Here is a 24,170-nt window from a genome sequence, read left to right on the forward strand (position 1 = left end):
GTCCGGCCCACGCCACCAACCCGCCCAACAACCCCCAGAACACCCAAAAACCAGCCATCAGCGACACGCCGGAACCCCGTGAAACTTCGAGGCTAGCCAGTCCAACCTTCGGGGACCCCAGTTCACGAAGGTGGTGCCCTCTGACTTCAGTTTGCTGTTATGCATCAGCCGGGAACGGTGCGCCGGTGTTGCTGTGGCAGCGGTAGCCGTTGGGGTTTTTGTAGAGGTACTGCTGGTGGGAGCAATACCGCCAGGGCGATAGAAGCTGTGCGGTCGCGCGGCTGAACTAGGATTGGGCGGTCGGTCTCACGGGTTGATGGAGGAGCAGATGAGTGCTGGCGGCAAGCTTGTGAGAGACCGCATCCCGGAGATCATCCGCGCGAGTGGTGCTGAGCCGATCACCTATCGGGCCGAGTCTGCCGAGTACGGTCGCCGGCTGCGCGACAAGCTCCTGGAGGAGGTCGACGAATTCCTCACTGCGGACGGGGCGACCGCCGTCGAGGAACTCGCGGACATCCTCGAGGTCGTCTATGCCTTGGCGGCCGACCTGGGAACTACCAAGGACCACCTCGAAACAACCCGCGCCGCGAAGGCCACAGAGCGAGGGACTTTCACCGACCGAGTCATCTGGACCGGCGTTCGCTGACCGGCGCGCCGGTTCCGTTCCGATCGACGAAAGCGCCAGGACTCGATCGAGTCCTGGCGCTTTCGTCGGTTCTCAGTCGTCAGCCGGGAACGGAACACCGGTGTTGGAGTGGCAGCGGTAGCCGTTGGGGTTCTTGTGCAAGTACTGCTGGTGGTAGCGATACCGCAGAGGCGATAGAAAGCCGCGTCGGTTCGACCGGCGCGAACCGTGATCGGCGCAGGCACGAGGTCGGACGTCGTGCGGCATCATCAACGGCGTGGATACACCGCAGACGAAGGACGACGCGTCTCCGCGCAGCGTGCAGGCCTTGATAGACACGTTCTGGTCCGCTGCAGGTCGGCGAGAGTCGCCGGATTGGCCCGTGATCAGGACCTCTGTGCGGCCGTTCAGCGAGGTGTGATGTTTGCCGAGCCGGTCGTTCCCGGTCACGACGGTTGGGTCGCGGCGGCACAAGCTGCGGTCGGGCACGTATCACTCGTGGAAGCCGAGGAGGCCTTTGTCGCGAGCTTGACGAGTCGCAGACTCGACCTGCGCTCGGTCCTGGCATCGTTCCTTATCGCGCGCGGCTTACCAGACCATAGCTTCACGGCAAGCCCTCACGGTCGCCAGTGTGCAGTGTGTGGGCTGTACTCGGACCCGGCCGCCGAGGATCTCAACGTACTGAGCTTCGAACGCTTCAAATGGGGAGGGGTGCGACGTGACAGCATCATCTATGCCGCCTTCGACCTGCGGCAGTTTCGCCTGGCGCCCAGGCTCGAACCGACCGCCGATGACAGACGGCTCGGACGCACAGTCCTCGAGACGCTGAACGATCTTCCGCCTGACAGCATGGCATCCCAAGCCGCTGCTCAGCTCCGTTTCGTGAAAGGAAACAAGGCCGAGCGCGAGGTCCTGCTGGACATACTGGGGATCTGCGGCGTGCTCGATACGGACGATCATCATGGATTCGCCAACGACTTCGTTCCCTGGAGTGCGCGTGACCTGCCATCCCAGCGGTTCGTCGAACCTGCCTACCCAGCCTGCTGGTGAAGAGCCAGCGCGGGAGTCAACGCCGGCGCCATCAGGAATGTCCTACCGACCTTGACCTGATGTTCGGGAGAAGCCTGACCCAAGCCGAGGGCTCCAACGATGCTGGAGCCCTCGGTCTGGTCAAGGATCAGACGTCAGCCGGGAACCTTGCGCCCGTGTTGGAGTGGCACCGGTAGCCGTTCGGTACCTTGTGCAAATACTGCTGGTGGTAGCAATACGCCAGGGCGATAGCAGCGTTGCGCACTTCCGCGCACAGATGTGCCGAGGAGGTGGGCGGGGCTAGCGACCGTAGGCGGTGAGGAACCGGTCCCGGAAGGTATCCATCGCCCAGACCGGTGCGCCGGCGTCCGGCCGCAGCCCGTCCCGCCATCCCCAGTCCGCTATCCGATCCGTCACGGCTGGGTCGGCGGCGATGATACTCACCGGCACGTCGTGGCTCGCCCCATTGCCCGAGACGATGCTCGCCGGCTGATGGTCGCCGAGCACGACGAGCACCAGGTTGCGGTCATGGAGCTGCTGTACGAACGAGGTCAGGGCATCGAGCGAGTAGGCGATGGACTGTGCGTAGGCGGCCTTCACACGGTCCGGCTGCCGCCACACGTCCTCCGGCGAGTCGCCCTCGGCCGGCATCGGGTCGAAGACCGAGCCGTCGCCCACCCGGCTCCAGTCGACGAGCCGGGGGAGCGGTGCCCAGGGCGTGTGGCTGGAAACCAGGTCGACCTCGGCCATGACAGGAGCGCGGTTCGGCTTCTCCAGCTCCAGCCGCTGGAGCGCGGCCAGGGTGTACTGGTCAGGCATCGAGGCATAGCTGAACGGCGGCCCGGCGTAGCCCACGTTCCGGCGGTCGTAAACCTTGTCGTAGTGGTAGTACGTCTTCGCCACCGACCAGTCCTCGTCGTTGGACGGTACGTCGGCGACTGTCCGCCAGCCAGCGCGACCGAACGCGTCGGTGAGAGTGAGCCGGTCGAGGGTGACGAGGTGGTCGTACCGCCGCTGGTTGTTCACCCACAGCCCGGACTGCAGGGTGGAGTGTGCCAGCCAGCTGATGCCGCCGAAGGTCGGCGAGGTGAGGAAGCCGCTGCGCGAGGAGAAGCCGGCCTGCTGCAGCCGTTGGTCCCCGGCCTTGAGCGCCGACCCGACTACAGGAGAGTCGAGCGCCGTGCGTCCGTAGCTCTCGACGAAGACCAGCAGCACGTCCTTGCCCTTCAGGCCGGTCAGCAAGTCGTTGCCCGGGGTGTCGCGGAAGGGATCCTGCTCGAGCGCCCGCGCGAACTCCCGCTGGTCGCGGAGGTCGTCACGGACCTGCGTGGCGAGCCGAGCCGCGGAGGTCGAGGCGAGCTGTCGTACGGGCTCCGGCCCGGCGCCGGTCAGCGCGGGCACGATCGAGATCGCGGCCAGGACGGCTACGATCCGGATCGTCGGCCGCCGGTGTCTCGCCACGAGCCGGGTCACCCGCACTGCCGACAGCGGCAGCAGGGCGAGCAGGGCCACGCAGAGCACTCCGGATCCGATGAAGACTGCGAGGGCGCCGACGCGGCCGATCGAGTCGCCGAGCAGGCCCAGCGCGGAGCCGGAGTACGCCGTGTCGTAGACGGGGTGGAATGGGCGGTCGAAGGCGAAGTAGAAGCCTCTGTCGAGCAGTCGCAGGATCGCCAGCACCCCGACGAGGAGACCGCCGATCAGTGCGAGGATCCGCGCGAGTCTCGGCGGCAGCACCAGGACGAGGACGACGAACACGAGGCCCTCGAGCGGGATCCGGAGGAAGGCGGCCGGCGACAGGTCGCCAGTATGGTCCGGCAAGAGGAGCGCAGCCCAGACCAGGAGCACCGCCAGTGCCGACGTCACAGTGGCACGAGTGCCGGGCGGCCTTCCGGCCTGGCGCCACAGCCCCCAGATCTGACGGCCGAACGACTCGGCCAGCAGTCCCAGCGCGATCAGCAGCACCACCGTGGTCACGGCATCGGGCAGGATGCCGGCCGCCGCGACGGTCAGGGCGATGCCCTGGATCGCGGCGACAACCTTGGCCCAGTAGCGGGGCGGGAGCGAACCGCGCAGCCACGGCAACGCCCAGCCGGCGGCCACGAACAAATAGCGGGCCGCACCGATCGCAAGCACCCACCAGCCCGTCGTAGGTGCGACGTACACGCTCAGGACCAGGACCAGGAACGCGTCGACTTCCATGTCGAAGCGCGCCCCGAACGCCGAAGCGGTGCCGGTACGCCGAGCGACCTGACCGTCCACCCCGTCGAGGACCAGCGCCACCGTCGAGATAGCCACGAGGATCGCCACCGACGCCTGGCCGCCGAACGAGTCCACCGTGAGCGCCGCGACCCCGCAGGCGAGGACCGCGCGGGTCAGCGTCACTCGGTCGGCCGGCCCCAGCCCGTCACGACGGTGACGCGCCAGCGCGCGGGCGAGCAGCGCGGCAAGGCCGGCTCCGCAGGCGACGCCGGTCGCCCAGCCGGCGACGTCGAGGCCGGTGGTCGCCGCGAGTACACCGAGGAGCACGAGCAGGCAAGCAAAGCTGGCGAGCGGGCCGGTCAGGATGCCTCTGCGCACTCGACCCTGAACCAGACGCACAGTGCCTCCGTATCTACGCGTACGACAGTCATACGAGAACAGCGTCGCACCGGTTCATCCGGGCGGGGGAAGGAGGCTGCGGTGCCGACAGCAGCACGCGCGTTCTGGATCCGCGAACCCGGTCGGGGCGACTTCGACGACATCGTGGTGGACATCGGCCGGGCCACCGAGGAGCTGCACGGCGCGCTTGCGGACCTCAGCTACCGCAACCTCGACGAGGTGCACGAGCCGGCCGATCGCAACACCTCGACGGGGGTCCTCGCCAGGCTGATCGCGGACCGGCTGGCCGACCGTGTCGCGGCCGGCGGGCTACGGGACTCCGCGAGCGGGCCGGCCCGGATCGGAGTGACGCGGCGCGAGTCGCACATCGCCTCGGCCGGCTGCGAGCGGTCGTTGTGACAGAGGTGCATGTCCTGGTCCCGGATGGGATCGACGACCCGCGGCGGCCGAGCGGTGGCAACGTCTACGACCGCCGGGTCTGTGGCGGGCTCGTGGCACTCGGCTGGTCAGTCCACGAGCACGCCGTGGCCGGCCAGTGGCCCCTGCCTGACGCGGCGGCCCGCTTGGCCGTGGCTGCGGCGCTGGCCCGGGTCCCGGACGGCGGAGCGGTGTTGGTCGACGGTCTGATGGCGTCCGTGGTCCCGGAGGTGCTGGAGCCGGAGGCCGACCGCCTGCGGCTCGTCGTACTCCTGCACATGCCGCGGGACGAGCCACGCGAGGTCGCCGCGCTGTCGGCGGCATCCGGGATCGTGGCCACAAGCGACTGGACCCGGCGATGGCTGCTCGACCACTATGCGCTGCCCGAGGATCGCGTATACGTCGTGCCGCCGGGCGTCGACGTGGCCGACCTGGCACCGGTTTCGCCGTCCGGCGGGCGGCTGTGTGTCGGAGCTATCACCCCCTTCAAGGGTCACGGCCTCCTGCTCGATGCACTGGCCACGGTGGACCATCCGGCCTGGCGATGCGTCTGCGTTGGCTCACTGAACCTCGACGTGGAGTTCGTCGACGTACTGCGCCGGCAGGCCGAGGATCGGGGACTTGGCGACCGGGTGTGCTTCACCGGCCCGCTCACGGGCGCCGAACTCGGGCGCGCCTACGCAGACGCGGACGTGCTGGTGCTGGCCTCCCAGGCCGAGACCTACGGCATGGTCGTCACCGAGGCGCTCGCGCGCGGGCTGCCGGTCCTGGCCACGAAGGTCGGTGGCGTGCCGGAGGCTCTCGGCTACGCCGCCGACGGCAGCCGGCCAGGACTCCTGGTCGCGCCAGGCGACCCACGGGCTCTCGGGCAGGCGCTGTGTCGGTGGCTAGGTGACCCCTGCGAGCGCACGCGGCTCCGTGCGGCGGCCAGGTCGCGGCGACTGACGCTCTCCGACTGGTCGCAGACCTCGCGCGAACTGTCGGCCGTGCTGACGGAAGTCGCCGGGTGACCGGATGAACCAGTGGCAGGTGACAGCCGTGTCAGTGTCAAGGGCCCAACTACGAGATCGGAGCCGCCATCAGCCGAAGCATCTGGACCTGGGCGCGCGTGGCGAGCGGCGCCGCGATCCTCGCCGTTCTCGTTTGGCGGGTGGGCACGGGTCCGTTGGTGGCCGGGCTTCGACTGACGACCGGATGGCCGCTCGCCGCGGCGATGGCGATCACGTCGCTGACCACGTTGTGCTGTGCATGGCGGTGGAGGCTGGTCGCGGGCGGGCTCGGCGTCGAGATGCCGCTGAGGACCGCGGTGGCTGCGTACTACCGGTCCCAGTTCCTCAACGCCACGCTGCCCGGCGGGGTGGTGGGCGACGTACACCGCGCCGTGCGCCACGGGCGCGAGGTCGGCGACCTGGGCCGGAGCCTGCGGGCCGTCGCGTGGGAGCGGGCGTCGGGATTTGCGGTACAGATCGTGCTGACGGTGGGCGTGCTGTTCCTGCTGTCCTGGCCCGCTGGCTCGCTTGTTCCCTCGGTCGCCGTGACGGTCGTGGTCGTCGCCGGTGTGGCGCTGATCGCCGTAGCCCTCTGCCTGAACCGAGGTCGCCTCTCCTCGCGGATCGGACGCGCCTTCACCAGCGACCTCCGCGACGCGGTCCTCGCGCCGCGGGCCTGGCCGGGCATCCTGCTCGCCTCCACCGTCGCCGTGCTCGGCCACGCCGCCGTGTTCCTGATCGCAGTGCGAGCGACCGGGGCGGACGTGTCGCTGGCTCGGCTGCTGCCTCTGGCACTGGTCGTGCTGACGGCCTCGGCGGTGCCGACGAACATCGCAGGCTGGGGCCCGCGCGAGGGCGCGGCCGCATGGGCGTTCGGCTCGGTCGGGCTGGGCGCGGCGCTGGGCGTCACGGTCGCGGTGGTGTACGGCGTGCTCGCGCTGGTCGCAACGCTGCCTGGAGCCGTCGTCCTGGTGGTTGCGCGTCGGCGCGCCCGGGACAGCGCGCGCGGCCCGACCGAGGCGCAGCCGGAGCGAGTCGGGAGTGCCGTAGATGCCTGATCGCCAGCGACGGACCCTTCCCCGTGGAATCCCGACCACCACGCGCAGCTGGCGGAGGTGCGCCCGATCGGCGACGTCGTACTCCTGCGCTAAGCGCTCTCGGAGCGTTTCTGCCACTGACTGACGCAGGCTGGAGAAGAGAACCAGGTCTGGCCGATGTACTCCGACGCCAACCAGATGCTGCCGCCGTCGGTCACGGCGGCGCCGTAGTCACCCCATCGGGTCCGTGGCGGATTCCCGACGAACGCCTTGTACGACGAGAACCCGTCAGCCGGGCCGAGGCCCGCGACCGCGATGTGGATCGGCCCCCACCGACCCGCTTTCGTCGATGCGGACATAGCCCGCGCTCGGGAAGTTGATCTCGCCGAGGACCGAGAACGCGATCGCGCCCTTGCCGGCTAAGGCCTTCCGCTCCGGTCCAAGAGGCGCGCAAATACGCCTGATGCCCCTGAACTCAGAGAGTCCAGGGGCATCGCGGTGGATCTGTCAGGCGTCAGCCGGGAACGGAACACCGGTGTTGGAGTGGCACCGGTAGCCGTTCGGTACCTTGTGCAAATACTGCTGGTGGTAGCGATATCGACTGGGCGATAGAAGGCGCGTGTGGCAAGGTGCGGATGCTTGGCCCGGCTATTCGCCGTCCAGCCAGGCGTTGGTGCGGGAGGCGTGGACTGCGCCGTTGAAGGCGACCGGGATCCTGCCGTACGACGTGATCGCGGTCGCCGTGCCGTTGGCCTTGCTGAAGGCGTACTGGTAGCCGGAGTCGGTGTTGTGGTCGATGCCCACGACGACGGACCCGTGGTTGTTGCCGCAGTGCTCGACCAGGAGCGACTCGAAGGAGGACCAGCCGGACTTGCGGATCAGCTTGACGACCGGCTTCGCCGTCGCGGTGGTCGGGATGTGGATTGTGTAGAGCGCCCCGGCGGTGGTCGTCATCAGGAGCGTGTCGTACGTCGGCTGCTGGCTGATCATCGCCATCGTCTTGAAGCTCTTGAACCCACCGAACGAGCCGTACGCCTTGTAGCCGGTACCGTTCGCCGCGTACCGGTAGAGGTTCCCGTTGGTGTTCAGGCCGTACAGGAACGAGTGCTTGCGACCCAGCGGGTCGGCGTAGTTCGACGTGGCGATCGCCTTGAAGCTCGTCCACCCGCCGCCGAGCTTGGTCGCGGTCACCCGTGCCCGGCTACCCGGCGGGGTGATGGTCGAGTGCCGGTACAGGTTCCCGCCCTGCAGCAGCAGCCCATAGGAGTACTGCTCACCCTGACGCGTCGTCGACATGTACCAGGTGGACATCGCCCGGACCGGCACGAACTGCGCAACCTGATAGCGATCCCAGACTCGCGGCGGCTTTGCAGCGACGACGTCAGCCTCCTGCACGGCGTTCACACTGTCAGTCCAAACGATCCGATTGATGCACGGCACCGAATCGGCAACAGCAGACTGCGCCGGCCCTGGCAACCCGCTAGCCACCAACACTCCAACCCCACCCAGAACCAACCCGAGTCGCCGCACGCCCATCCGCCCCATCCCTCCACAATCGTCAACCCCGGACCGCAGACGATAGCGCCCCCTCCGGACCAAACCACCATCCCTTGCCACTTCCTGCAAACGAAAGCGGCCCCAACCAACCGGTGGGGGCCGCCTTCAAGAGCTTCGTAGCCGTGCGACAAAGCGCCGTCACTCAGACGGCGCCTTGGGCGACGACGACTTCAGCTGTCGGCAGGGAACGGGACTCCTGTATTGCTGTGGCACCTGTAGCCGTTCGGGTTCTTCGAGGGGGACAGGTACTGCTGGTGGTAGGGCTCGGCGTAATAGAAGGTGGTGGCGGGGGCGATTTCGGTGGTGATGTCGCCGTAGCCGAGGGGCTTGATGACCGGGGCGTAGAGGTCGCGGGTGCGCTCGGCCTCGGCGCGCTGGGCGTCGGTGGTGTAGTAGATGGCCGAGCGGTACTGGGAGCCCAGGTCGTTGCCCTGGCGCATGCCCTGCGTCGGGTCGTGCGTCTCCCAGAAGACCTTCAGCAGGTTGGTGAAGGTGGTCTTGGTCGGGTCGTAGACGACCCGGACCGCCTCGGTCTGACCGGTGCGGCCGCTGCAGACCTCGTCGTACGTCGGGTTGGGCGTGTACCCGCCCGCGTAGCCGACGGCCGTGGTGTAGACCCCGGGCTGCTGCCAGAAGATCTCCTCGGTACCCCAGAAGCACCCGGTGCCGAACCAGACCTCTTCGAACCCCTCGGGAGCCGCCGCGGTCTGCGGCGTACCGAGCACGATGTTGTCCGCCGGTACGGCGAAGCCGGGCTCCGGCCGGCCGGGCAGCGCGGCCTCGGGCTCGACCAGGGCTGTGTTGCGCTTGAAGAACGACATTCTCACGCCTCTCGCAGTGTGACTTTCATAGTGTCTCAACGCGACGGGTGAGACGAACCTTCCGCCGGCCGATTACGGCACGCTCACGCGATCATGGCCGCCGTACGCCGGGTCGGCGCCGGCCCGCTGGTCAAAGCGGCGTACGACGACGCCAGCCGGCGAACCCCGTCACGCAACGCATCGACGGGCAGTGTGTACGGCAACCGGATGAACGACTCCAGCCCGCCATCCGGCGAGAACCGCGCCCCCGCCACCAGCAGTACGCCGTTGCGCTGCGCGACGCCGACCAGACTCGACCCCACCGGCTCCGGGAGCTCGCACCACAGCGACAGACCGCCACCTGGCAGCCGGAACCGCCAGGACGGCAACTCGGCCGAGACAATCTCCGCCAGCGCGTCCCGCTGGCGAGCGAGGCTCAACCGCCGCTCCGGGAGCAGTGCCGCCCGCTGGCGCAACAGACGCACGACGACCAACTGCTCCAGCACCGGAGCCCCCAGATCGAGCGACGCCCGCGCGTCGAGGACCTGGGCGACCAGGGACTCCGGCACCCGCATCCACCCGATCCGCAGCCCGCCCCAGAACAGCTTGCTCGCCGAGCCGACCGTGATCACCCCTTCGGGGTGGTACGACGCGAACGGCGGCGGCATCTCCTGACCGTCCAGCGACAGCCCGAACAACGTCTCGTCGATGATCGCCGTCGTCCGGCTCCGCGCGAACGCGGTCGCCAGCTGCTGCCGGTCCGCCGCCGACATCAGCCAGCCGGTCGGGTTCTGGAAGTCCACCACCAGCCAGGCGGCCCGCGGCGCGGTCTGCCGGATTGTTGCCTCCAGCAAGGGAAGGTCCCAGCCGCTCGGGCCCATCGGCACCGCCACCAGCCGGCAGCCGCTGCGCCGGATCGCGTCGACCGAGTTCGGGTGGGTCGGGCTCTCGGTCAGCACCCGGTCGCCGATCTGGGTCATCGCCCGGATCGCGATCGACGTCGCGGCCAGCGCGCCGGCGGTGATGATGATCTGCTCCGGCGAGGTCGGCAGCCCGCGTTCGGTGTAGACGGCCGCGACCTCGGCACGCAGTTCCGGCAGGCCCTGCGGGTGGTACCCGGGGGTGGCGAGGTGGGCCGGGAGATCGGGGGTCGCCGCGGCGACCGCGGCACTGATCCCCGGGATCGCGGCCGGCGCCGCGGCGGTGAAGTCGTAGTGCGCGTCGGTGTCGAACGTGGGGGCGTGGTGCCGGCCGAGCTCCGGCTCGAGCCGGCCTGGCAGGGCGGTGACACTGCCGGAGCCGCGACGGCTCATCAGGTACCCGCCGTCGCGCAACTCCCGGTACGCCGAGGCGACCGTCGTGCGGCTGACTCCGAGTGCGTCGGTCAGCTCGCGCTCACTCGGCAGCCGCGAGCCGGGCATGATCCGGCCGTCCGCGATCAGCAACCGGAGCCGCTCCGCGAGGACCCGGTACGCCGGGCCGGTCCCGTCAGCCCAGGCGCCGAGCAGGCCGGACAGCGTGCTGGCGGGAAGATACTGACCCTTCATGCAGTCCACTATCGCGCAATTGGCTATCGATTACCAGGCCACTTACTCCGCAAACTGGAGAAGTGACCGCCACTTCCGAGGCCCCTCCTCGTCAACTAGCGCCCCTGAACCCGATCCAGCAGCTGAAAGCAGGCCACCTCCCGCGCCGCCTGGTCCAGCTGTACGTCGGCCTCACCCTGTACGGCGCCTCGATGGGACTGATGATCCAGGGCAACCTCGGCCTGGACCCGTGGGACGTGTTCCACTCCGGCATCACCAAGCACCTGTCGCTGAGCTTCGGCACCGTGGTGATCGCGGTGAGCTTCGTCGTACTGCTGGCGTGGATCCCGCTGCGGCAGTGGCCCGGTCTCGGCACGATCAGCAACGCGATCGTGATCGGTCTGGTGACGGACCTGACGCTGGCGACGGTCGACCGGCCGGACGCGCTCTGGCTGCGGATCGTCTTCATGCTCGCTGGCGTCGTGCTCAACGCGCTGGCCGGTGCGCTCTACATCGGTGCCCAGTTCGGCCCCGGTCCCCGGGACGGTCTGATGACCGGCCTGGTACGCCGTACCGGCCTGAGCGTCCGCCTGGTCCGGACCACGCTCGAGCTCACCGTCCTCGCGACCGGGTTCCTGCTCGGCGGCGCGGTGGGAGTGGGCACGATCGTCTACGCACTGTCGATCGGCCCACTCGTCCACTTCCTCCTCCCGATCTTCACCGTCCGGCTGAAGACCTTGCGTCAGCCGACGGTTTCCAGCTGACGTTCCTCCGGTGCGGTCGACCCTGGCGTGATCCGGCGCGGCCACCAGGCACGGCGGCCGAGCAGGGCGATGACGCTCGGGACCAGGAAGATCGACATCACGAACGCCGAGATCACGATGCCGGCGGCGACCGAGAAGCCCATCTCGGTCAGCAGTGCCATCCCGGCCAGCATCAGCGACGAGAACGTGCCGGCCAAGATCAGCCCGGCGGCCGCGACCGACGGGCCGCCGTGCTCGATCGCGAGGTCGGCGGCCGCCCGCGGTTCGGTCCCGCGCTCGGCCTCCTCCCGCAACCGCGCGATCATCAGGATGTTGTAATCGGTGCCGATGGCAACGACAAACAGGTAGAGCATGATCGGCAGCGAGAACGTCACACCCGCGCGGCCCGCGGCGCCCTGGAACACGAACACCGTCGCGCCGATCGAGCTGAAGAAGCTCAGTACGACGGCGAGCATCAGCACCAGCGGAGCCAGCAGCGACCGCAGCAGCAGCGCGAGGATGATCGCGATCAGCCCGCCCGCGACCGGGAAGATCACCGAGAGATCCCGGCTGTTCGCGTCCCGGATGTCGGTGTAGCTCGCGGTCACCCCGCCGAGCAGCGCGGTCGTTCCGGCCGGCGCCTCGGCATGCGCCACGTCACGGAGCTTCCCGTCGACCAGATCCAGCGACGAGGTCGCGTACGGCGGGTCGTTGAGTACGACGTTGAGCTGGGCAACCGTCTTGTCCGCGCTGAGCAGCGCCAGACTGCCGTCCGCGGCAGCCGGGAGGACGGCACCGACCCCGTCGACCTTCGCGAGCTTCCCGGCGTACGTCGTGAGCTCTGCCGGACTGAGCGTCGTACCGTCGGAGCTGCGCACGTAGACCGTGGTCGGGTTGAGTGCACCGGCAGGGAAGCCGGCCTGCAGATCCTTGATCGCGCGGGCGGACTCGGTGCCGTCGGGGAGCTGGCTGAACGCGTCGTAGTCGACCTTCATCCCGAGCGCGCCGAGGGCAAGCGCGACCATCACACCGCCCGAGGCCAGGGCGACCACGGCCGGACGCCGCGCGGTGAACCGGCCGAAGCGCTTGAACATCGCGCCCTTGGGCGTCTTCTGCCACGACTTCGACGGCCAGAACACCTTCGGGCCGAGCAGCGACACGACCGCCGGGATCAGCGTGATCGCGGCGAAGGCCATCACCGCCACCGCGATCGCGAGCCCCGGGCCGAGGCTCTTGAACCCACCGAACACGGCCAGCAGCAGAGCGCTGAAGGCGACGATGATCGCGCCCGCCGCCGACACGATCACCTCGGAGACGCGGGTGGTCGCGTTGACCAGGGCCTCCTTCGGCTGCTCGCCGGCGCGCAGGCGTTCCCGGTAGCGGAACAGCAGGAACAGGATGTAGTCCGTCCCGACGCCGTACAGCACGACGGTCAGGATGGTCTGCAGGTCCTGCGTCACCTGTAGGTCGAACGCCTTCGCGGCCAGCGCGATCAGGCCGGGCGCGATCGCGGCGACCAGACCGACGGTCAGGATCGGCAGGAACGCGGCCACCGGACTGCGGTAGATGACCAGCAGCAGGCCGATGATCAGTACGACGGTCGCGATCCCGACCACCACGAACGCGTTCTCGAACGCGTCCTGGTTGTCGAGGTAGAGCGCGGCGTCGCCGGTCACGCCGTACTCGAGGTCGGCGCCGGTCAGGGCCGGGCCGGTCACGTCGCGGACCTTCTGGACCGCGTCGAGCACGGCCTGGTCGTCCGGCAGGCCCTTCAGGCCGACGCTGATGATCTGGACCTGCTTGTTCGGCGAGACCGCCTGCGGCCCGGTGATCGCGCCGGTGACGCGATCGATCTTCGCCGCGGTGATCGTTGTCGCCAGTTCGGTCACCTTGGCCTGGTCGCCGGCGGTCAGTTCGCCGCCGGCCGCGCGCTTGACCACGATGCTGGCGGTCGCGTCGTTCGTCTGCCCGAACGCGTCCGCGGCCAGCTTCTGCGCCTGCACGGACTCGTACTTGTCCGGGAGGAACGCGGCCTGGTCCTTGTTGGTGACGTCCGCGAGCGTCGGCGCGAACGCGAGCACGGCCACCGCCGCGACCACCCACGCGGCGATCACCTTCCACGGGTTGTGGACGACGAATCGTCCGAGTCTGCTGAACACCCCGAACCCCTCCTACGGGTTGTTTCTGCTGTCTACCTGCCGGTCGGTAGGTAGACTACCTGCCGCCCGGTAGGCAGGTGAAGTGAGAAGGTGGTGACGTGCAGCACGCGACCAGTTCCCGCGATACCAAGGCGGCCATCCACCGGGCGGCGCTCGAGCTGTTCTCGACCCAGGGGTACGAGAAGACGAGCCTGCGGGAGATCGCCGAGCAGGTCGGCATCACCAAGGCGTCGCTGTACTACCACTACTCGTCCAAGCAGGAGCTGCTCCGCGCGATCGTCGGGACCTTCCTGGACGACATGCAGCGGGTGCTGGCGCTGAGCGACGAGCTGGCCTGGTCCCCGGAGGCCGAGCGCGAGCTGCTCGGCGCGTACGTCGACGTCGTCATCCACCACCGGTCGACCGGGCCTACGCTGCTCCGCGACATCGCCGCCGTACTCGCGGCTTTCGGTGACGACCTGGATCAGTTGATCGCGCGGAGCCGCCGGTTCCAGCTCTGGCTCGCCGGGCCCGATCCGACGCCCGCCGACCGGCTGCGGGCTGCCGCCGCGGTCGAGTCGATCGGGGCCGCGATGGCGATCGAGCTCGACGTCGAGGTCAGCGATGCGGAGATCCGCGCCACGCTGCTCGACGCCGCCACCGCGATCCTCGCCCGCCGCAGCCGTGCGGTCGCGGACGTATCGCCGTGAGCAGGTTCCAGTTCTCGGCGCCGCTGTGGCAGTACCCGGGCGAGGGCAGCTGGTACTTCGTCACCGTGCCGGAGGAGATCAGTGACGACATCGCCGACCTGACCGCGGGCTCGCGGAAAGGCTTCGGCTCGGTTCGCGTCACCGCCACGATCGGCAGCACCACCTGGCAGACCTCGGTCTTTCCCAGCAAGTCCGGTACCTACCTGCTCCCGGTCAAGAAGCCGGTCCGCACCGCCGAACACCTCACCGAAGGCGTTCCCGTCGAGACCCAGCTACAACTAGCGGATCTGTAGGTCAGCCGGGGAAAGGCGAACGCCGCCGGGGTGGCCGGCGGCGTTCGGGGTTGCTTGGTGGTGCGGTTACTTGGTGAGGTCGGGGCCTTTCTGGCCCTGAGGCTGGCCACCGGTCCGCTGGGCTTCGCCTTGGCCGGCCTGCTCCTGCCCCTGCCCGGCAGCTCCCTGCTGGCCGTGCTGGGCCGGGATCTGGCTGGCGGGCGCCTGGCCGGCGTTGACGAACTGAGCGAGGTTGCCCTCGGGGCCGGCGCGGTGCTGGCCCGGGTCCTGCTGGGCGTACTGGTAGCTCGAGGCCTGCATGGCCGTGGCGGCAGCGGCCAGGCGCTGGGCGGCAGCCGCCTGAGCCGCGGGGCCTTGCTCCGCCGCTGCGACCAGCTGGTGGGCGTGAGCGGTCAGGGTCTGCAGATCCTTCTGCCCCGGGTCCAGCGCGACGAGGTTCCGGTCGTTCCTGAACTGCTGGTACGCGCGCATCGCGGACTGGCCACGTTCGGTCGCGTACGACCGCGTGCCCTGGTACCAGCGGGACACCTTGCCCGCGGTCTGCCGAGTGGCGTCGGCCACCTGGCGTCCGGCGCCGGCGACGGCCTGAGCGCCCGCGGTGGCCGCTCCGCCGACTGCCCGGCCGGCTCCGCGGACCGCCTCACCGGCTCGCTGCGCGGCCAGGTCGGCCCGTGCGGCGGTGTTCTGGCCGAACTGAACGGCGCCGTCCCGCATCTCACCGACCCGCGCCGCGGCATCGCTGCCGAGCTGGCGAGCCTGAGCCGCGGTGTCGCGGCCGAACTGCACGGCCCCATCACGGATCTCGCCTGCCCTGGCCGCGGTGGCCTGCCCGAACTCGGTCGCGCGGTTGACAGCGCCGTCCCGGATCTCGCCGGCGCGGGCGGCCGTGGCCTGCCCGAACTCGGTCACGCGGTTGACGGTGTTGTCGCGGATCTCACCGGCCCGCGCGATGGCGTCACGACCGTACTGGCGGGTCTGGCTGGCCAGTGCCTGCGCGCCCTCGCTGATGCGCTGACCGGTCGCGATGGCGCTCTGCTGGACCCGCTGGGCCGTTTCCATGAGCCGGGTGAGCACCGGCTTGTGGTTCACCGCGCGGCGCAGATTCTCCTGCTGGGTGGCGTCGAGGCTCGCGAGCCACTCGAGCGCCCCGAAAGCGTCGCCCTGTCGCCACATCCCAGGGCCTTCGTGTGGGGTGGTCATATCCGAACTCCTAGTCGATGAAGACCGCGTAGTTGACGCCCACGGCCCTGGTCAGCGGGTCGCTGGTCGGTTTGTCGCTGAAGAGGTGGATCTCGGCGCCCGGGCGTACCCAGACGGCCAGATGCCGCCGGTCCGCGCCCGCGCCCGGGCCCCACTCGTCGAGGAAGGTCGGGCTGCTTTCGTCACCGACGTAGTCGGGGTCGCCGAAGTGCTTGCGCGCCAACTCGAGCTGAGCCGGCCAGTGCTCGTCCAGACCGGCCTCGGCGGCCGGGATGTCGCCCGGGCCGATCTCGTACGCCGACCAGCCCGAGTTCCGGCAGTCGGAGAAGGCGAGTCCGTCGAACACGATCATCGTCGTACCGCGTCGGGTGGTGAATCCCCACGACGCCACCGCGGGGTCGATCTGTTCGCCGGCCTCGAGGGGCCACGGCTGCCAGTCGGTGGCGCTGGTCACGCGCTGCACCAGCGCGCGCACCACCGCCGGCCCGGACGCGTCGCTGTCCGGTCCGGCCACCCTGGTCCAGTCCGCTACATCGGCGAGGTCGGCCATCGCCAGGTCGTCCTCATCGAGCGGCCTGTCCTGCGTCTTCATCCGGGCTTGTTCCTTCCGTCTGTGTCAAGCCTTTCGACCGCAACCGTAGGCCTGGGCCGGGGTCACGCCCGGCCGACCGGCGATGCGGTCAGGTCGTGGTGTTCGGGAGGTCAGCGGTTGACCCCTGTGTCGCTCTTCCGCTCGGCGCCTTGCCCTGTCGTCCGGTGCTGTCCGCTCCCGTCCGACTCGGCAGCAGTCAGCCGGGCTTGCTCGCCGTTGGAGACTCGAGGCGGCGTCATGCCGCCGAGTGCGGCGTGGTGGTTCTGAATGTCCGCCGGAGTCAGCTCTCCCGGGCTCTTCGCTGCCTCGCCCTGTGCGGTGTCCAGCTGACCAGGTCGTTGCCCCTCGGCTTCCTGGGTTGCAGCAGCCGGCAGCGGTTGGACGGGTGCCTCGCCGGCGGCGACGTCGACCCAGTTCGACGCGTCGCTGGGGTCGGGGCCCTGCTGGAACGTCTCTTCGGTCTGGATGATCGGGTGGAAGCCGACGTGGTGCAGGTTCTCGGGGTCCTGCTGAACGACCTCAGGCTCCGGCTGCCCACCTTCGGCAACCCGCTCCGGCGCGCCCTCGGCAACCTGCTCCGGCGTGCCTTCGGCAACCTGCTCCGGCGCGCCCTCGGCAACCTGCTCCGGCTTACCTTCGGCGGGCAGCCGCTGGGCTGCTTCGGGCTGTTGCTCGGGACCGGGTTGTTGCTGCTGGCCCGCTTCCGGCTGCAGCATCTGGGCGACCTGGGCCTGCTGCGCCATCTGGGCTTGGTACATCGCCGCCAGCTGCGCGGTCTCGGCCTGGAGTTGCGCGATCCGGGTCTGGAGCAGCTGGGCCGCTTGCGCCTGGAGTTGGTTGTACTCAGCAAGCAACTGCGTCATGCGGTCCTGCTGCGGCTGCATCACCTGCTGAGGCACCTGCTGCTGCATCTGCTGCGGCTGAACTACCTGCTGCTGATCCGGCGCCGCCACCTGCTGCGATTGCTGCGGCATCGCATCGTTGCGGCCCTCAGGCAGGAAGGTCTGCTTCATATGCTCTTGCGAGAACGCCTGCAGATCCGCCCCGGTGAGCGTCGACCGCCCGATCGCTTCGCGAACGGCCGGATCCATCCGTTGCACGTCCCGCGCGGCTTGGGTGAACGCCGCCTTGAGCGCCTTGGTGCCCTGCCGGGTATTTCGCCATCGGGAGACGCTGTTGGCCAGCCGCCGGAACGGATTGCTGGTCGGTGCCGCGGACGTCCCGGCTTGCTGCACCCGGGCGGCCGCGGAGCTCTCGAGGCCCTGCGCGGCCTGGCCGTACAGCTCCGGACGCCACCGGCGGCCGATGTTCATTTCAGCGAGCATCTGCAGGTCGGCCGCGGTCATCTTGGCGCGCCCGATCCGCTCGCGCACGACCGGGTCGATCTGCTTCACGTCGCGGGCGGCCTGGGCGTACGCGGCCTTCAGCGTCTTCGTGCCTCGCCGCGTGGTGCGCCACCGCGAGACCCCGGCGCGCATGCGGCTCATCCGGGAGGGTTCCTGGGAGGGCTCGCTCATCGGGTCTCCTAGTCGATGTACACGGCGTAGTTGACGCCGACGGCGGTCGTCAGGGGGTCCTTGCCAGGCTTGGTGCTGTACAGGTGGATCTGCGCGCCCGGCCGCAGCCAGACGGCGAGGTGCCGCCGGCCGGTCCCCGCGCCGGGCTCCCACTCGTCGGCGAACGTCGGGCTGCGGTCGTCACCGACGTAGTCCGGCTGTCCCCAGTGCTTGGTGGCGAGCGTCAGGTGGTCGGGCCAATGAGCGTCCAGCCCGCTCTCGGCGGCCGCGATGTCGTCCGGACCGATCTCGTACGCCGACCAGCCGCTGTCCGGGCAGTCGGGGAACGCCAGTCCGTCGAACACGATCATCGTCGTACCGCGGCGAGTGGTGAATCCCCACGAGACCATCTCGGCGCCGATGACCTCGCCTTGCTCCAGCGGCCAGGGCTGCCAGCGGGTCTGCGACATCACCCGGTGGACGAGCGCGCGAACGACCTCGGGACCGGACTCGTCGCCGTCCGGGCCGGCGATGACGGTCCAGTCCGGAATCTCGGCGAGGTCCGCCATCGCCAGGTCGTCCTGGTCGAGCGGCCTGTCCTGCGTCTTCATCCGGCGACGTGTCCTTCCGTTCTGCGGTCCGGTGGCAACCACTGAGCGCAACCGTAGGCTGCCGTACGGGTCAGTTGCCAGGGGCTTCGACGCGTCTGTGGACAACTCGGATCCGCCGAATCGTCCCAGCTGTGGACGGCGTGCGTACGCCGATCAGACCAGGCCGTACGCTGGTCCGGTGAACACGGAACACCACTACGGCTTCGAGACGCTCGCCATCCACGCCGGGAACGAGCCCGACCCCACGACCGGCTCGGTAGTGCCGCCGATCTACGCGACCAGTACCTACAAGCAGGACGGCGTCGGGGGGCTGCGCAACGGCTACGAGTACTCCCGGTCGGCGAACCCGACCCGGACGGCGCTGGAGGAGTGTCTGGCCGCGATCGAGGCGGGCAGCCGCGGGTTCGCGTTCGCCAGCGGCCTGGCCGCCGAGGACACCCTGATCCGCTCACTGTGCGTGCCCGGTGACCACGTGGTCTTCCCCGACGACGCGTACGGCGGCACGTTCCGCCTGTTCGCCCGCGTGCTGGGCACCTGGGGTGTCGAGATGACGCCCGCCGCGGTGACCCACCCGGCGGCGATCCGGGACGCGATCCGCCCCGGCAAGACCAAGGTGGTCTGGCTGGAGACGCCGACCAACCCGCTGCTGAACGTCGCGGACATCGCGATCGTCGCGCAGATCGCCCACGACGCCGGTGCCCTGCTGGTGGTCGACAACACCTTCGCCTCGCCGTACCTGCAGCAGCCGCTGGAGCTCGGTGCGGATGTGGTCGTCCACTCGACGACGAAGTACATGGGCGGTCACTCCGACGTCGTCGGCGGCGCACTGATCGTTCGCGACGCCGAGCTGGCCGACAAGATCGCCTTCCACCAGAACGCGATCGGCGCGGTCGCCGGCCCGTTCGACTCGTGGCTGGTGCTGCGCGGTATCAAGACCCTCGGCGTCCGGATGGACCGGCACAGCGACAACGCGGAGAAGGTCGTCGAGTTCCTGCAGCGACACAAGTCCGTCAGCAAGGTGCTGTACCCGGGCGTCGACGGCCACCCCGGCCACGAGACCGCCGCCAAGCAGATGAAGCGGTACGGCGGGATCGTGTCGTTCCGGGTCACCGGCGGCGAGCCGCACGCGCTGGACATCTGCAACAAGGCCGAGGTCTTCACGCTGGGCGAGTCGCTCGGCGGCGTGGAGTCGCTGATCGAGCACCCGGGCAAGATGACCCACGCCTCGGTCGCGGGTACGCCGCTGGAGGTCCCGGCCGACCTGATCCGGCTCAGTGTCGGCATCGAGACCGTCGACGACCTGCTGCAGGACCTCGACCGCGCGATGTCCTGATCCGTGGGCCTGGTGGTCGCGGTCGACTTCGGGTCGACCTTTACCAAGGCGATCGCGGTGGACTCCGGCTCGGGCGACCTGGTCGCCCGAGCCGAGCACCGCACCACGATCGACACTGACGTGATGGACGGCTGGCACGCCTGCCGGGCAGTGCTGGCCGAAGCTGATCGCGGCGTCGAGAACGCCGAGGTCCTCGCCTGCTCGAGTGCGGGCGGCGGTCTGCGGATAGGTGTCGTGGGCAACGAGGAGCTCGTCACCGCCGAGGCCGGCCGGCGGGTCGCCCTGTCCAGTGGTGGCCGGGTCGTTGCCGTGGTCAACGGTGGGCTCACGGCAACCAGTCAGAAAGAGCTTCGCAAGGACCGCCCTGACGTCGTGCTCCTGCTGGGTGGCACTGACGGTGGCAACTCGGCGGTGTTGCTCAAGGCAACCGAGACGCTGGCGAAGTACAGGTGGCGGCGTCCGGTCGTTGTCGCGGGCAACGTCGACGTCCAGGTCGAGGTCGGTGAGATCCTGGCGGCGGGCGGCGTACCGCATGTGCTTGCGGACAACGTCGTACCGGAGATCGGGGTGTTCGCGCCGGACAGTGCGCGGGCCGCGATCCGGGAGATGTTCCTGAAGCACGTGATCGGCGGGAAGCACCTGTCTCGCGATCCCGGCTTCACGCAGATGGTTCGGGCCGCGACACCCGACGTCGTACTGCGCGGTGTCGAGGTGCTGGCCGGGTTGCATGGTGACGTGGCTGTGGTCGACATCGGTGGCGCGACGACCGACGTGCACTCGGTGATCGAGCTCGACCCCGAGGACGCGAACCTCGGCCGTGAGGTGGTCGCCACGCACCCCGTGACGCGGACCGTCGAAGGCGACCTCGGCATGCGATGGAGCGCCGTACCGGTGGTCGCCGCCGGTGTCGAGGCCGGTCTCGTGGCGGACGACGACACGATCCGTACGGCGGCCGCCCGCCGGCACCGCGATCCGTCGTACCTCCCGGACAGTGCGATCGAGGCGTCGTACGACGAGACGCTGGCGACCGTGGCCGCGACGGTAGCGCTCAGACGGCACGCCGGGCGGCAGCGGATCGTGTTCGGGCCCGGGGGACGGGTGATCGAGCGGTCCGGGAAGGATCTGCGTGAGGTGGATCTGCTGGTCGGATCCGGGGGAGTGCTGCGGCACAACGGGCCGGACGTGGCGGCGCGGATCCTGGGTGCGGTCGGCGCGAACGCACAAGAGGAAGGCTGGCTCGTCCCGGAACGAGCCGAGGTCTGTGTGGACAAGGACTACGTGCTCGCCGGTGTCGGCCTGCTGGCCGACGAGAACCCGAAGGCCGCCGAGGGGCTGGCTGCGCACATTCATGGAACCGGCGGCTCCGGGCACTAGTCTCAGCACCAGGCGACACGCGGAGGTGTGATGAGCGAGGCGGGGCGGGAAGAGGACGAAAGTCCGGTCGTGGACGACCAGGTGCTGGAGGAGTCCAGGGAGAGCGCGCCGGCCGAGGATGCCGAGCGTGACGTTGCCGCTACAGCTGAACACAAGGTGGATGCGGCCGACCGGGGGCCGTACGACGCCGGGGTGACGCGCGGGATGTACATCGCCAGTGCCTGGGCCTGGCGGTTCCTGGTGATCGTCGGCGCCGTCTTCGTGATCGGCTACGGGATGCGGTACCTGTCCGAGGTGGTCGTTCCGGTCACTGTCGGCGTACTGCTCACCGCACTGCTCGTTCCGGTGACGAACGGTCTCCAACGACTGCGTCTGCCGCGCGGCGCCGCCGCCGGTATCACGGTGATCGCCACTCTCGTCCTGGTCGCCGGTCTGCTCACCTTGGTCGGTACACAGATCGCGGGTCAGTTCGACAGCCTGTCTACGCAGGTCGGCGAGGGCGTGCAGAAGCTCCGCGAGCTGGGCCGGATCAACTTCGGGCTCACCGATGAGGATGTCACCAACGCCATCAAGAGCCTGCGCGAGCAGATCACGTCCGGCGGCGCGCTCGGTCAGCAGGCGGCGGCGGTCGGTACGACGGCCACCCACGTCGTCGCCGGGCTTTTCATCTCGTTGTTCTGCCTGTTCTTCTTCCTCTACCAGGGTGACCGGATCTGGGCCTGGGTGGTCCGGCTGTTCCCGCGGCGGGCGCGGGACAAGGCGGACTCGTCCGGCCGCAAGGCGTGGGTCTCGCTGACCGCGTTCGTGCGGGCCACCATCATCGTCGCCGCGGTCGACTCGATCGGGATCTCCTTGGGGGCGGCGATTCTCGGCCTGCCGCTGGTGAGTGCGATCGGCATCCTGGTGTTCGTCGGCGCGTTCGTACCCGTCGTCGGTGCGCTGGTCAGCGGCATCGTCGCCGTACTCGTCGCCTTGGTTGCCAAGGGCCCGATCGTCGCGATCATCATGCTGGGCGTGGTGATCGGCGTACAGCAGCTGGAAGCCCACGTCCTGCAGCCGTTCCTGCTCGGCCGCGCGGTCAGCGTGCACCCCCTCGCCGTCATCCTCGCGATCGCCACCGGCGTAGTCATCGCCGGCATCGTCGGCGCCCTGGTCGCCGTACCCACCGCAGCCGTCCTCAACACCATCGTCAACCACCTGGCCGGCAACGACGTAGACCCGGAACCCCCCAGATCCCTCCCCAGACGCCGCCCCCATCCAACCCCCGACTAACTCCCCCGCTCACCCATCCCACGCCCCTGCTCATACGGCGAACGCCGCTGAGCAGCCTCGCCGTTCGAGCTCACTGCCTGGCCCTGCCCAGGCATGGCGTGGCCGGTCTGCAACAGCCTCATGGACTGGTCGATGTCGGGGTTCGCCTCGCGGGTTCGGATCTCGTTGGCCCAGGCGGTCATCCGCGACTTCAGTCCAGCAGTCTCCTCGGGGTTGAGCCCGCACTTGGCGTACTCCTCGTCCGGAATGTGCTTCGCGGAGTCCAGCAGTTGCGCGAACATCGGGCGGTCCATCGGACTTGCCTCGCGCGCGTCAGCCAGTTGCATCAGTTGATCGGTGGAGTATCCCGCCTGCAGGGCCGCGTTGGCATCCACGAAGTCCTTGGCCTCGCCACGCGTGTAGATCGAACCAACCTTCGAACCGACGGCGTCGTCGACGTGTAGCACCGGGCCGAGCTCGGTCTCCACCGGCGGCTTGCTGCGATAGTCCTTGCCGAGGTCGATATCGACCTTGTCGTCTCCGCGCTCGACGTGGATCCGGGCGTGGCGGGGTACTGCCGCTTGATCGTTGCGCTGTAGCCCTGCTCTTCGAAGGCAGACTGGAGCTGCTCGACCGTCTCGCCGACGTTGTCGTTCATCCGGTTCGTGAAGAGATCGATGTCGTCGGACTCGCGGGCGCCGATGCCATGTGCGGAAAGGGCGTTACCTCCGGCCAGTGCGAACCCTCGGTCTCCGAGGGCGGACAACGCGATCTTGGTGGCGCGTTCGTGTTCGGGCTTCATCACCTGGGGCTGGTGCCCGGCGCCGCGTCGGCGAGTTGCGGGAAGGCACTGTTCCACAGCTCGGCGCACCGCCGCGGGAGGCGGAGACGCGACCAGAGCCTGAGCAGGACGTCTCGGTTGAGGAACTGGGTCAGCTCGTCGAGGTTCGACGCTTCGCTGATCACCTTGGTGTAAAAGGTGGTCGCGTCTTCGACGTTCGCCAGGTCATACCGGCTGGTCGGTCCCCAGTCGAGATGGGTCGGCAACTCGATCGTCCCCGTCGCCGGACCGGTGAGGATGTCCAGGGACTCCGGCACGACGTACGGAATCATCGACGCGTACGTGTCTCCGGGCTTGGCCAGTTCCTCGTCACTCATGGGCCTATTCTCCCTGAAGACCGGCCCATCTCGCCGTTCATCAGGTGTTCGGCCCAGGTTCGGGCCGTCTCGCGGATCCGCGCGATCACTTCGGGCGGAGCGCCGTACCGATGGAAGCCTGGGTCTGGCAGCCGGCCGGCGGCGCGCAGTTGACCGGCGAACATCGGCCGATCCAGTGGAGTCGCCTCTCGCTGGTCAGCGAGTGTCAGGAGCGTGTCGGGGTCGTACCTGCCGCTGTCCAGGACCGCCTGTACGTCGATCAGGTCGCGGGGCTCGAGGCGTGAGTACAGCGCGCCGACCTTGCTGCCGATCGAGTCCAGCTCGGAGAGCACCGGGCCGACGTCCAGTGACACGGGCGGGAACTGGCGGTGGTCGACGCCGAGGTCTGCTTTGGCTTGTGCTCCGTGGTTGTCGGTGACGACGATTCGGGCGAAGGCTGGTGCTTGCCTGACGACCTCGGCCTGCAGCCCGTCTTCGCGGTAGGCGGCGAGCAGGCGGTCGACCGCTGCTGCGAAGTGGTCCGGGTCCAGGATGTTGGTGAAGAGGTCGATGTCGTCGGACTCGCGGATGCCGAAGCCGTGTGCGCGGAGGGCATACCCACCGGCCAGCACGAAGCCGTCGTCAGCGATTGCACGGAGCCCAACGGTCGCCATCCGAGTCTGCAACGGATCCATGAGCACAGTCTGCCGG

The 24,170-nt window shown here is 69.1% G+C and carries 24 protein-coding genes and 1 pseudogene; 11 read left to right on the forward strand and 14 right to left on the reverse strand.

Translation table 11 applies throughout. From position 1 onward, the window contains the following. Nucleotides 1–328: 328 nt before the first annotated feature. Nucleotides 329–646, forward strand: a complete 318-nt coding sequence (locus ACZ3HV_RS13005; protein WP_396396438.1) for a nucleoside triphosphate pyrophosphohydrolase — start codon at nt 329–331, stop codon at nt 644–646. A gap of 399 nt (nt 647–1,045) precedes the next feature. Continuing rightward, complete coding sequence (locus tag ACZ3HV_RS13010; protein ID WP_465683871.1) at nt 1,046–1,675, forward strand: hypothetical protein; 630 nt, start codon at nt 1,046–1,048, stop codon at nt 1,673–1,675. A gap of 279 nt (nt 1,676–1,954) precedes the next feature. On the opposite strand, the gene ACZ3HV_RS13015 is transcribed toward ACZ3HV_RS13010, so the two are convergent. Further along, nucleotides 1,955–4,255 carry a CDP-alcohol phosphatidyltransferase family protein gene (locus ACZ3HV_RS13015; protein WP_465683873.1) on the reverse strand — a complete coding sequence of 767 codons (2,301 nt, stop codon included), beginning with the start codon at nt 4,253–4,255 and terminating at the stop codon, nt 1,955–1,957. 81 nt (nt 4,256–4,336) lie between these two features. Here ACZ3HV_RS13015 and ACZ3HV_RS13020 point away from each other — a divergent pair, with 81 nt between their 5' ends. From ACZ3HV_RS13020 to ACZ3HV_RS13030, 3 genes are all read left to right on the forward strand, one after another. Next, a complete protein-coding gene (locus ACZ3HV_RS13020; RefSeq protein WP_465683875.1) occupies nt 4,337–4,654 on the forward strand; it encodes a 6-pyruvoyl trahydropterin synthase family protein in 318 nt (105 codons plus the stop codon). Further along, the gene (locus ACZ3HV_RS13025; protein ID WP_465683877.1) at nt 4,651–5,682 is read left to right on the forward strand and encodes a glycosyltransferase family 4 protein; all 1,032 of its coding nucleotides are present in this window, start codon (nt 4,651–4,653) and stop codon (nt 5,680–5,682) included. The genes ACZ3HV_RS13020 and ACZ3HV_RS13025 overlap by 4 nt, the downstream gene beginning before the upstream one ends. A gap of 98 nt (nt 5,683–5,780) precedes the next feature. Next, nucleotides 5,781–6,719, forward strand: coding sequence for a lysylphosphatidylglycerol synthase transmembrane domain-containing protein (locus ACZ3HV_RS13030; protein WP_465683879.1), 939 nt, complete (start codon nt 5,781–5,783; stop codon nt 6,717–6,719). An 89-nt stretch (nt 6,720–6,808) separates the two neighbouring features. Here ACZ3HV_RS13030 and ACZ3HV_RS13035 read toward each other — a convergent pair whose 3' ends face one another. The 4 genes from ACZ3HV_RS13035 to yczR all read right to left on the reverse strand — a co-directional run bounded on the left by ACZ3HV_RS13035 (nt 6,809) and on the right by yczR (nt 10,602). After that, nucleotides 6,809–7,057: a hypothetical protein gene (locus tag ACZ3HV_RS13035; protein ID WP_465683881.1), complete on the reverse strand. Its 249-nt coding sequence runs from the start codon at nt 7,055–7,057 to the stop codon at nt 6,809–6,811. A 289-nt stretch (nt 7,058–7,346) separates the two neighbouring features. After that, nucleotides 7,347–8,102 (reverse strand): hypothetical protein, encoded by a 756-nt coding sequence (locus ACZ3HV_RS13040; protein WP_465683883.1) that lies wholly within the window; start codon nt 8,100–8,102, stop codon nt 7,347–7,349. Between the two features lie 323 nt (nt 8,103–8,425). Next, entirely contained in the window at nt 8,426–9,076 is a 651-nt protein-coding gene (gene msrA, locus ACZ3HV_RS13045) for a peptide-methionine (S)-S-oxide reductase MsrA (RefSeq protein WP_465683885.1), read from the reverse strand. 83 nt (nt 9,077–9,159) lie between these two features. Further along, nucleotides 9,160–10,602: a MocR-like transcription factor YczR gene (gene yczR / locus ACZ3HV_RS13050; protein WP_465683887.1), complete on the reverse strand. Its 1,443-nt coding sequence runs from the start codon at nt 10,600–10,602 to the stop codon at nt 9,160–9,162. Between the two features lie 62 nt (nt 10,603–10,664). Here yczR and yczE point away from each other — a divergent pair, with 62 nt between their 5' ends. Next, nucleotides 10,665–11,345: a membrane protein YczE gene (gene yczE, locus ACZ3HV_RS13055; RefSeq protein ID WP_465683889.1), complete on the forward strand. Its 681-nt coding sequence runs from the start codon at nt 10,665–10,667 to the stop codon at nt 11,343–11,345. On the opposite strand, the gene ACZ3HV_RS13060 is transcribed toward yczE, so the two are convergent. After that, nucleotides 11,324–13,483, reverse strand: a complete 2,160-nt coding sequence (locus ACZ3HV_RS13060; protein WP_465683891.1) for an MMPL family transporter — start codon at nt 13,481–13,483, stop codon at nt 11,324–11,326. The two genes, yczE and ACZ3HV_RS13060, sit on opposite strands and share 22 nt — an antisense overlap. Before the next feature lie 98 nt (nt 13,484–13,581). Between ACZ3HV_RS13060 and ACZ3HV_RS13065 the strand changes: the two genes are divergently transcribed. Beyond that, complete coding sequence (locus ACZ3HV_RS13065) at nt 13,582–14,172, forward strand: TetR/AcrR family transcriptional regulator (RefSeq protein WP_465683893.1); 591 nt, start codon at nt 13,582–13,584, stop codon at nt 14,170–14,172. Beyond that, a complete protein-coding gene (locus ACZ3HV_RS13070; RefSeq protein WP_465683895.1) occupies nt 14,169–14,465 on the forward strand; it encodes a DUF1905 domain-containing protein in 297 nt (98 codons plus the stop codon). The genes ACZ3HV_RS13065 and ACZ3HV_RS13070 overlap by 4 nt, the downstream gene beginning before the upstream one ends. Before the next feature lie 66 nt (nt 14,466–14,531). Here the strand turns inward: ACZ3HV_RS13070 and ACZ3HV_RS13075 are convergent, their stop codons facing one another. From ACZ3HV_RS13075 to ACZ3HV_RS13090, 4 genes are all read right to left on the reverse strand, one after another. Beyond that, nucleotides 14,532–15,665, reverse strand: coding sequence for a hypothetical protein (locus ACZ3HV_RS13075; protein WP_465683897.1), 1,134 nt, complete (start codon nt 15,663–15,665; stop codon nt 14,532–14,534). A gap of 10 nt (nt 15,666–15,675) precedes the next feature. Beyond that, nucleotides 15,676–16,257 (reverse strand): hypothetical protein, encoded by a 582-nt coding sequence (locus ACZ3HV_RS13080; protein WP_360362598.1) that lies wholly within the window; start codon nt 16,255–16,257, stop codon nt 15,676–15,678. Nucleotides 16,258–16,367: 110 nt separating this feature from the next. Continuing rightward, nucleotides 16,368–17,774, reverse strand: coding sequence for a hypothetical protein (locus ACZ3HV_RS13085; RefSeq protein WP_465683899.1), 1,407 nt, complete (start codon nt 17,772–17,774; stop codon nt 16,368–16,370). An 8-nt stretch (nt 17,775–17,782) separates the two neighbouring features. Further along, nucleotides 17,783–18,364 (reverse strand): hypothetical protein, encoded by a 582-nt coding sequence (locus ACZ3HV_RS13090; RefSeq protein WP_465683901.1) that lies wholly within the window; start codon nt 18,362–18,364, stop codon nt 17,783–17,785. Between the two features lie 178 nt (nt 18,365–18,542). Here ACZ3HV_RS13090 and ACZ3HV_RS13095 point away from each other — a divergent pair, with 178 nt between their 5' ends. The 3 genes from ACZ3HV_RS13095 to ACZ3HV_RS13105 are packed head-to-tail and all read left to right on the forward strand — an operon-like array spanning nt 18,543 to nt 22,343. Continuing rightward, nucleotides 18,543–19,697 (forward strand): cystathionine gamma-synthase, encoded by a 1,155-nt coding sequence (locus tag ACZ3HV_RS13095; protein WP_465683903.1) that lies wholly within the window; start codon nt 18,543–18,545, stop codon nt 19,695–19,697. A gap of 3 nt (nt 19,698–19,700) precedes the next feature. Beyond that, nucleotides 19,701–21,071 (forward strand): glutamate mutase L, encoded by a 1,371-nt coding sequence (locus ACZ3HV_RS13100; RefSeq protein WP_465683905.1) that lies wholly within the window; start codon nt 19,701–19,703, stop codon nt 21,069–21,071. Nucleotides 21,072–21,101: 30 nt separating this feature from the next. Continuing rightward, entirely contained in the window at nt 21,102–22,343 is a 1,242-nt protein-coding gene (locus ACZ3HV_RS13105; RefSeq protein ID WP_465683907.1) for an AI-2E family transporter, read from the forward strand. Here the strand turns inward: ACZ3HV_RS13105 and ACZ3HV_RS13110 are convergent. The 4 genes and pseudogenes from ACZ3HV_RS13110 to ACZ3HV_RS13125 all read right to left on the reverse strand — a co-directional run bounded on the left by ACZ3HV_RS13110 (nt 22,340) and on the right by ACZ3HV_RS13125 (nt 24,154). Beyond that, nucleotides 22,340–22,810 (reverse strand): hypothetical protein, encoded by a 471-nt coding sequence (locus tag ACZ3HV_RS13110; RefSeq protein WP_465684772.1) that lies wholly within the window; start codon nt 22,808–22,810, stop codon nt 22,340–22,342. The genes ACZ3HV_RS13105 and ACZ3HV_RS13110 overlap by 4 nt on opposite strands. 92 nt (nt 22,811–22,902) lie before the next feature. After that, nucleotides 22,903–23,124 (reverse strand): annotated as a pseudogene (locus ACZ3HV_RS13115) (nucleotidyl transferase AbiEii/AbiGii toxin family protein); the annotation flags it as partial. Then, nucleotides 23,124–23,480, reverse strand: coding sequence for a hypothetical protein (locus ACZ3HV_RS13120; RefSeq protein ID WP_465683909.1), 357 nt, complete (start codon nt 23,478–23,480; stop codon nt 23,124–23,126). The pseudogene ACZ3HV_RS13115 and the gene ACZ3HV_RS13120, both read right to left, overlap by 1 nt. Then, entirely contained in the window at nt 23,477–24,154 is a 678-nt protein-coding gene (locus ACZ3HV_RS13125; RefSeq protein ID WP_465683910.1) for a nucleotidyl transferase AbiEii/AbiGii toxin family protein, read from the reverse strand. Before ACZ3HV_RS13125 ends, ACZ3HV_RS13120 begins: the two co-directional genes overlap by 4 nt. Nucleotides 24,155–24,170: the final 16 nt, after the last annotated feature.

Source organism: Kribbella sp. NPDC020701, from assembly GCF_055562215.1.

What these genes read in the sequence shown, in the direction of transcription:
- ACZ3HV_RS13010 (WP_465683871.1), top strand. Translation starts at nt 1,046, where the DNA reads ATGTTTGCCGAGCCGGTCGTTCCCGGTCACGACGGTTGGGTCGCGGCG.
- ACZ3HV_RS13085 (WP_465683899.1), bottom strand. Translation starts at nt 17,774, where the DNA reads ATGAGCGAGCCCTCCCAGGAACCCTCCCGGATGAGCCGCATGCGCGCC.
- ACZ3HV_RS13125 (WP_465683910.1), bottom strand. Translation starts at nt 24,154, where the DNA reads ATGGATCCGTTGCAGACTCGGATGGCGACCGTTGGGCTCCGTGCAATC.
- ACZ3HV_RS13090 (WP_465683901.1), bottom strand. Translation starts at nt 18,364, where the DNA reads ATGAAGACGCAGGACAGGCCGCTCGACCAGGACGACCTGGCGATGGCG.
- msrA (WP_465683885.1), bottom strand. Translation starts at nt 9,076, where the DNA reads ATGTCGTTCTTCAAGCGCAACACAGCCCTGGTCGAGCCCGAGGCCGCG.
- ACZ3HV_RS13075 (WP_465683897.1), bottom strand. Translation starts at nt 15,665, where the DNA reads ATGACCACCCCACACGAAGGCCCTGGGATGTGGCGACAGGGCGACGCT.
- ACZ3HV_RS13035 (WP_465683881.1), bottom strand. Translation starts at nt 7,057, where the DNA reads ATGTCCGCATCGACGAAAGCGGGTCGGTGGGGGCCGATCCACATCGCG.
- ACZ3HV_RS13105 (WP_465683907.1), top strand. Translation starts at nt 21,102, where the DNA reads ATGAGCGAGGCGGGGCGGGAAGAGGACGAAAGTCCGGTCGTGGACGAC.
- ACZ3HV_RS13080 (WP_360362598.1), bottom strand. Translation starts at nt 16,257, where the DNA reads ATGAAGACGCAGGACAGGCCGCTCGATGAGGACGACCTGGCGATGGCC.
- ACZ3HV_RS13005 (WP_396396438.1), top strand. Translation starts at nt 329, where the DNA reads ATGAGTGCTGGCGGCAAGCTTGTGAGAGACCGCATCCCGGAGATCATC.
- ACZ3HV_RS13120 (WP_465683909.1), bottom strand. Translation starts at nt 23,480, where the DNA reads ATGAGTGACGAGGAACTGGCCAAGCCCGGAGACACGTACGCGTCGATG.
- yczR (WP_465683887.1), bottom strand. Translation starts at nt 10,602, where the DNA reads ATGAAGGGTCAGTATCTTCCCGCCAGCACGCTGTCCGGCCTGCTCGGC.